We start from the raw sequence: 6,826 nt of genomic DNA on the forward strand, positions 1-6,826 counted from the left end.
CCGGCCGCCGTACTGGCCGGCGTACGACTCCGCAGCGCACTGGTTGTCACCCGTCACAGGTTGTCAGCTGTCCGAGCCACCGTCGGACTTGTCCGCGTCGGCGGACTTGGCCTCGGCGTCCGTGGACGCCTGGCTGCCGGGCTGGGGCTCGGCGACGGCCACCATCGCCGGGCGGATGATCCGCTCGCCGATGCGGTAGCCGGGCTGGAGGACCTGGACACAGGTGTCCTCGGTGACGTCCGAGGAGTAGCTGTGCATCAGCGCCTCGTGCATGGTCGGGTCGAAGGGCTCGCCCTCCTTGCCGAACTGCTGCAGGCCCAGCTTGGCGACGACCGTCTCCAGCGACTCGGCGACGGACTTGAAGCCGCCGGTGACCTCGCCGTGCTCGCGGGCGCGGCCGATGTCGTCCAGGACCGGGATCAGCGACTCCAGGATGTTGGAGACGGCGATCTCGCGGACGGTCAGCCGGTCGCGCTCGACCCGCTTGCGGTAGTTCTGGTACTCGGCCTGGAGGCGCTGCAGGTCACCGGTGCGCTCGGCGAGCTCGCGCTTGGCGGCGGCGAGACCCTCCGAACCGGACTCCCCGCTGCCGGCCGCGGCGGCCTCCTCGGCAGCCTTGATCACGGCCTCTTCGGCGGCGGAGTCGTCGCCGGGCTTGCCGCCCTGCGGCTTGTCCGTCATGCCGCACCGCCCTTGGGCTTCTCGTCGTCCACGATCTCGGCGTCGACGACGTCGTCGTCCTTGGCCTGGGCGGAGTCACCGGCGGTGGCGGCACCGGCGGTGGCGTCGGCGTTGGCGTACAGCGCCTGGCCGAGCTTCTGCGCGGTGGTGGAGACCTTCTCCGAGGCCTCGCGGATCTTCGCGATGTCCTCGCCCTTCAGGGCCTCCTTGAGCTCGCCGATGGCGGTCTCGACCTCGGTCTTGACGTCGCCCGGCAGCTTGTCGGCGTTGTCGGCGATGAACTTCTCGGTCGAGTAGACGAGCTGCTCGGCGGAGTTGCGCGTCTCGACGGCCTCGCGGCGCTTGTGGTCGTCCTCGGCGTACTGCTCGGCCTCGCGGCGCATGCGGTCGACCTCGTCCTTCGGCAGCGAGGAGCCGCCGGTGACGGTCATCTTCTGCTCCTTGCCGGTGCCGAGGTCCTTGGCGCCGACGTGCATGATGCCGTTGGCGTCGATGTCGAAGGTGACCTCGATCTGCGGCAGGCCGCGCGGCGCCGGCGGCAGGCCGGTCAGCTCGAACATGCCGAGCTTCTTGTTGTACGCCGCGATCTCGCGCTCGCCCTGGTAGACCTGGATCTGCACGGACGGCTGGTTGTCCTCGGCCGTGGTGAAGATCTCGGAGCGCTTGGTCGGGATCGTGGTGTTGCGCTCGATCAGCTTGGTCATGATGCCGCCCTTGGTCTCGATGCCGAGGGACAGCGGGGTGACGTCGAGCAGCAGGACGTCCTTGACCTCGCCCTTCAGGACACCGGCCTGGAGCGCGGCGCCGATGGCGACGACCTCGTCCGGGTTGACGCCCTTGTTGGCGTCCTGGCCGCCGGTCAGCTCCTTGACGAGCTCGGCGACGGCCGGCATGCGGGTCGAGCCGCCGACGAGGACGACGTGGTCGATCTCGGACAGCGAGATGCCGGCGTCCTTGATGACGTTGTGGAACGGGACCTTGCAGCGCTCCAGCAGGTCCGCGGTCAGCTGCTGGAACTGGGCGCGGGTGAGCTTCTCGTCCAGGTGCAGCGGGCCCTCGGCGGAGGCCGTGATGTACGGCAGGTTGATCGAGGTCTCGGAGGACGAGGACAGCTCGATCTTGGCCTTCTCGGCGGCCTCGCGCAGACGCTGGAGGGCCATCTTGTCCTTGGACAGGTCGACGCCGTGGCCGCCCTGGAAGACCTTGACCAGGTGGTCGACGACGCGCTGGTCCCAGTCGTCGCCACCGAGGTGGTTGTCACCGTTGGTGGCCTTCACCTCGACGACCCCGTCGCCGATCTCCAGCAGGGAGACGTCGAAGGTGCCGCCGCCGAGGTCGAAGACCAGGATGGTCTGGTCGTCCTTGTCCAGGCCGTACGCCAGGGCGGCCGCGGTCGGCTCGTTGACGATGCGCAGGACGTTCAGGCCCGCGATCTCGCCGGCCTCCTTGGTGGCCTGGCGCTCCGAGTCGTTGAAGTACGCCGGGACGGTGATGACGGCGTCGGTGACCGTCTCGCCCAGGTACGCCTCGGCGTCCCGCTTCAGCTTCTGCAGCACGAAGGCCGAGATCTGCTGGGGGTTGAAGTCCTTGCCATCGATGTTGATCTTCCACCCGGTGCCCATGTGGCGCTTGACCGAGCGGATGGTGCGGTCGACGTTGGTGACCGCCTGGCGCTTGGCCACCTCGCCGACGAGGACCTCGCCGTTCTTGGCGAAGGCGACGACGGACGGCGTGGTCCGAGCGCCCTCGGCGTTCGTGATGACGGTGGGCTCGCCACCCTCCAGAACGCTGACGACCGAGTTCGTCGTACCGAGGTCGATGCCGACCGCGCGTGCCATCGTAGATACCTCCACGGAAGAGTTGAGCTTTACAGGCTCAAGGATGCACGACCCGGTGGGCGGAGTCAACAGCTATGAGCGCCGCTCGCTCAACTTTGCTGAGCGGCGGGGCGGAGTGGGCGCGCCACGCCGGGGCGGGGGTGCGGCCACGTGACTGCCGCCATAGCTTGGGAATCTTCTGGACAACGGTCGGTCACCGGTAATGTCCGGGCCGTCGGCCCGGCAAGTTACCGACCAGTACACTCAGTTCCCAAGACCGTGTAACGCAGAGCCTGCTCAACCGCAAAGCCGCAGGAGACGGAGAGCCGATGCAGCTAGCAGCGATCGTCATCTCGCTGGTCACATTCGTGATCGGCACCGCGCTCGCCGCCCGTGCGGCGCTGTACATCTACAAGGTGGTCCGCACCGGTGCGCCGGACTCCACCCGCTTCGGGCAGCCCGCCCAGCGGGTGAAGACCGTCGCGACCGAGTTCGTCGGCCACACCAGGATGAACCGCTGGGGGATCGTCGGCATCGCCCACTGGTTCGTGGCGGTCGGCTTCTTCAGCCTGGTGCTGACCATCGTCAACGCCTTCGGCCAGCTCTTCGACGCCGACTTCGCGCTGCCGATCATCGGCCACTGGATGATCTGGCAGCTCTTCGTCGAGCTGGTCGGCACCCTGACCACGCTGGGCATCGCCGTCCTGATCGTGATCCGGCTGATGAGCCTGCCGTCCCGGTCCGGCCGCAAGTCCCGGTTCGCCGGCTCGATCGCCTGGCAGGCCTTCTACGTCGAGTACACGATCCTCGGCATCGGCCTGTGCATCCTGATGCTGCGCGGCCTGGAGGGCGCCCTCAACGGCGTCGACTCGTACGGGCCGGAGCACCTGGTCTCGTACCCGCTGGTCTCCGCGCTGGGCGGCCTGTCGCACGGCACGCTGGAGAACCTGATCTACCTGTTCGCGATGCTGAAGATCTGCATCTCGTTCGCGTGGGCGACCACCATCGGCCTCAACCCCTCGATGGGCGTGGCCTGGCACCGCTTCCTCGGCTTCTTCAACATCTACTTCAAGCGCGAGGAGGACGGCGGCACCGCGCTCGGCGCCCTCCGTCCGATGACCTCGGGCGGTCAGCCGATCGACTTCGAGGACCCGGCCGAGGACGCCGTCTTCGGCGTCTCCCAGGTCGAGCACTTCTCCTGGAAGGGCATCCTCGACTTCTCCACCTGCACCGAGTGCGGCCGCTGCCAGTCGCAGTGCCCGGCCTGGAACACCGGCAAGCCGCTCTCGCCGAAGCTGCTGATCATGAGCCTGCGCGAGCACGCCTACGGCAAGGCGCCGTACCTGCTGGCCGGCGGCGGCAAGGACATGGAGGGCGAGGAGCGGGCCACCTCCGAGCAGCTCAAGGACGTCCCGGCGGCCGCCCTGGCCGAGGCCGAGCGCCCGCTGATCGGCACCGCCGAGGCCCCTGACTCCGGTGGTTTGGGCGGCGTCATCGACCCGGACGTGCTGTGGTCCTGCACCACCTGCGGCGCCTGCGTCGAGCAGTGCCCGGTGGACATCGAGCACATCGACCACATCGTCGACATGCGCCGCTACCAGGTGATGATCGAGTCCTCGTTCCCGACCGAGGCCGGGACGATGCTCAAGAACCTGGAGAACAAGGGCAACCCGTGGGGCATGGCCACCAAGGCCCGCCTGGACTGGGTCAAGGAGCTCAAGAAGGAGACCGGCATCGAGGTGCCGGTGATCGGCGAGGACATCGACCCCGCCGAGGTCGAGTACCTCTACTGGGTCGGCTGCGCCGGCGCCCTGGAGGACCGCGCCAAGAAGACCACCAAGGCCTTCGCCGAGCTGCTGCACACCGCGGGCGTGAAGTTCGCGATCCTCGGCAAGGAGGAGTCCTGCACCGGTGACTCCGCCCGCCGCCTGGGCAACGAGTTCCTGTTCCAGATGCTCGGCGCGCAGAACGTGGAGACGCTGAACGCGGCCCTGGAGGACGCCCCGGTCAAGCGGATCGTGGCCACCTGCCCGCACTGCTTCAACACCATCGCCAACGAGTACCCGCAGCTGGGCGGCCACTTCGAGGTCATCCACCACACCCAGCTGCTGCAGCACCTCATCGACGAGGGCAAGCTGATCCCGGTCAACCCGGTCGAGGGCCTGATCACCTACCACGACCCCTGCTACCTGGGCCGCCACAACAAGGTCTACAGCCCGCCGCGCGAGATCATGGACAAGGTCCCCGGTCTGCGCCAGCAGGAGATGCACCGGCACAAGGAGCGCGGCTTCTGCTGCGGCGCCGGCGGTGCCCGGATGTGGATGGAGGAGCGCATCGGCAAGCGGATCAACACCGAGCGCGTGGACGAGGCGCTGTCGCTCGACCCGGACATCGTCTCCACCGCCTGCCCGTTCTGCCTGGTGATGCTCTCCGACTCGGTCAACGGCAAGAAGAACGAGGGCGCGGCCAAGGAGCACCTGAAGGTGGTCGACGTGGCCCAGCTGCTGCTCGACTCGGTGAAGGCCCTCCCGCCGACCGGGGACGAGGAGCAGCCCGCGACGGTGGGCGCCTGACCGGCGCCGACGAGCCCGCTGTTCGACAGTTCTGCAACAACTGCCCGGCCCGGTGGACGCCGCGAACGCGCCCGCCGGGCCGGGCTTTCGGTCGCTCCGGACGGCCCGCCCCGGTACGGCGGGCGTACGGGGGGTGACGGCAATCGCACAGGCGCCGGACGGGCATTCGGTCGGAAGCAAATACAGTAGGCCCGGACCGGCTTCGTGCCGGTCGACCCGTTCCGGACGGAAGCCCCGGGCGGGTGGCGACCCGCGCCGGCCGCACGGCCGGGTCCAGACCGACGACGAGGTGTCGGCCCGCCGGGCCGGGCCGCAGAGACCACAAGGGGAACAGCGCAGACCATGACCGAGGCGATCATGCTGGTCGGTGGTAAGGGCACGCGACTGCGTCCGCTGACCACCCACACCCCCAAGCCGATGCTGCCGGTGGCAGGCGTCCCGTTCATCGCGCACCAGTTGGCCCGCGCGGCCGCCGCCGGCGTCACCCGCGTCGTGCTGGCCACCTCGTACCTGGCCGAGGTGTTCGAGGACCACTTCCAGGACGGCACCCCGTACGGCATCGAGCTCGTCTACCTGACCGAGCGCGAGCCGCTGGGCACCGGCGGGGCGATCCGCAACGCCGCCTCCGGCCTGACCTGCGGCCCGGACGAACCGGTCCTGGTCTTCAACGGCGACATCCTCTCCGGCGTCGACATCGCCGCCCTGCGCGACGGCCACGTGGCCGCCGGGGCCGACGTCACCCTGCACCTGACCCGGGTCGAGGACCCGCGGGCCTTCGGCCTCGTCCCGACCGACGAGGACGGGCGGGTGCTGGAGTTCCTGGAGAAGCCGGAGACCCCGGAGCAGATCGTCACCGACCAGATCAACGCCGGCTGCTACGTCTTCACCCGGTCCGTGATCGACCGCATCCCGACCGGCCGCGAGGTGTCCGTCGAGCGCGAGACCTTCCCCGAACTGCTGGCCACCGGCGCGCTGCTGCGCGGCGTCGTCGACACCTCGTACTGGCTGGACCTGGGCACCCCGGCCGCCTTCGTCCGCGGCTCGGCGGACCTGGTGCTCGGCAAGGTCGACTCCCCGGCCGTCCCCGGCCCGACCGGCGACGCCCTGCTGCTGCCCGGCGCCACCGTCCACCCGGGCGCGGTGCTCAGCGGCGGCACCGTGGTCGCCGAGGACGCGGTGGTCGAGGCCGGCGCGATCGTCGAGGGCAGCGTGATCCTGCCCGGCGCGGTGATCGGCCCGGACACCCTGGTCAAGGACTCGATCGTGGGCGCCTTCGCCACCGTCGGCGCCCGCTCGGCGCTGGACGGCGCGGTGATCGGCGACGGCGCGATCGTGGAGTCGGACAACGAGCTGCCGAACGGCATCCGGATCGCCTGCGGCACCCTGCTGCCGGTCGGCGCCGTCCGCACCTCGGCCGGCCCGGGCGGCTGCCCGGCCGGCACCAGCGCGGCCGCGGCGGTGCACGGGCCGTCGGTCGGCGCACAGCGGTAGCCACCCCGCGCCCCGCGGGTTTTCGGCCCCGTTCGTCTCAGCCTCGCTGCAAACCGGCCCCGGCTTCGTCCGGGGCCGCCGCGGGCCGGGCCGGACGGGTACCTTCGGACCGTGGCTGGTAATCGATACGACAACGGTCAGGGCGCGGACCGTCCGCGCGGCGGGTGGTCGGCCCCTCCGCCGCCGTCCGCGCCCGGGGGGCACGGGGGGACGGACGGGCCGGAGTACTTCACGGCCCCGCACGCGGCGACGCCCGGCGGGCCA

Annotated in this window: 3 protein-coding genes and 1 pseudogene; 2 read left to right on the plus strand and 2 right to left on the minus strand. The window is 70.1% G+C overall.

The genetic code is table 11. The features are described 5' to 3' along the window. Window positions 1–63: 63 nt before the first annotated feature. Both grpE and dnaK read right to left on the minus strand, forming a co-directional pair. Window positions 64–681, minus strand: coding sequence for a nucleotide exchange factor GrpE (gene grpE / locus AE652_RS07675; protein WP_049650422.1), 618 nt, complete (start codon window positions 679–681; stop codon window positions 64–66). Next, window positions 678–2,519 (minus strand): molecular chaperone DnaK, encoded by a 1,842-nt coding sequence (gene dnaK, locus AE652_RS07680; RefSeq protein ID WP_049650423.1) that lies wholly within the window; start codon window positions 2,517–2,519, stop codon window positions 678–680. The genes grpE and dnaK overlap by 4 nt, the downstream gene beginning before the upstream one ends. Window positions 2,520–2,827: 308 nt before the next feature. Between dnaK and AE652_RS07685 the strand changes: the two genes are divergently transcribed. Next, window positions 2,828–5,071: a (Fe-S)-binding protein gene (locus AE652_RS07685; protein ID WP_049650424.1), complete on the plus strand. Its 2,244-nt coding sequence runs from the start codon at window positions 2,828–2,830 to the stop codon at window positions 5,069–5,071. Between the two features lie 342 nt (window positions 5,072–5,413). Beyond that, window positions 5,414–6,487 (plus strand): annotated as a pseudogene (locus tag AE652_RS07690) (sugar phosphate nucleotidyltransferase); the annotation flags it as partial. Window positions 6,488–6,826 lie beyond the last annotated feature (339 nt).

Source organism: Kitasatospora sp. MY 5-36 (assembly GCF_001182915.1).
In the GTDB taxonomy this organism is placed as follows: Bacteria; Actinomycetota; Actinomycetes; order Streptomycetales; family Streptomycetaceae; genus Kitasatospora.

Coding starts and splice junctions, on each gene's coding strand:
- grpE (WP_049650422.1), bottom strand. CDS start 681: ATGACGGACAAGCCGCAGGGCGGCAAGCCCGGCGACGACTCCGCCGCC.
- dnaK (WP_049650423.1), bottom strand. CDS start 2,519: ATGGCACGCGCGGTCGGCATCGACCTCGGTACGACGAACTCGGTCGTC.
- AE652_RS07685 (WP_049650424.1), top strand. CDS start 2,828: ATGCAGCTAGCAGCGATCGTCATCTCGCTGGTCACATTCGTGATCGGC.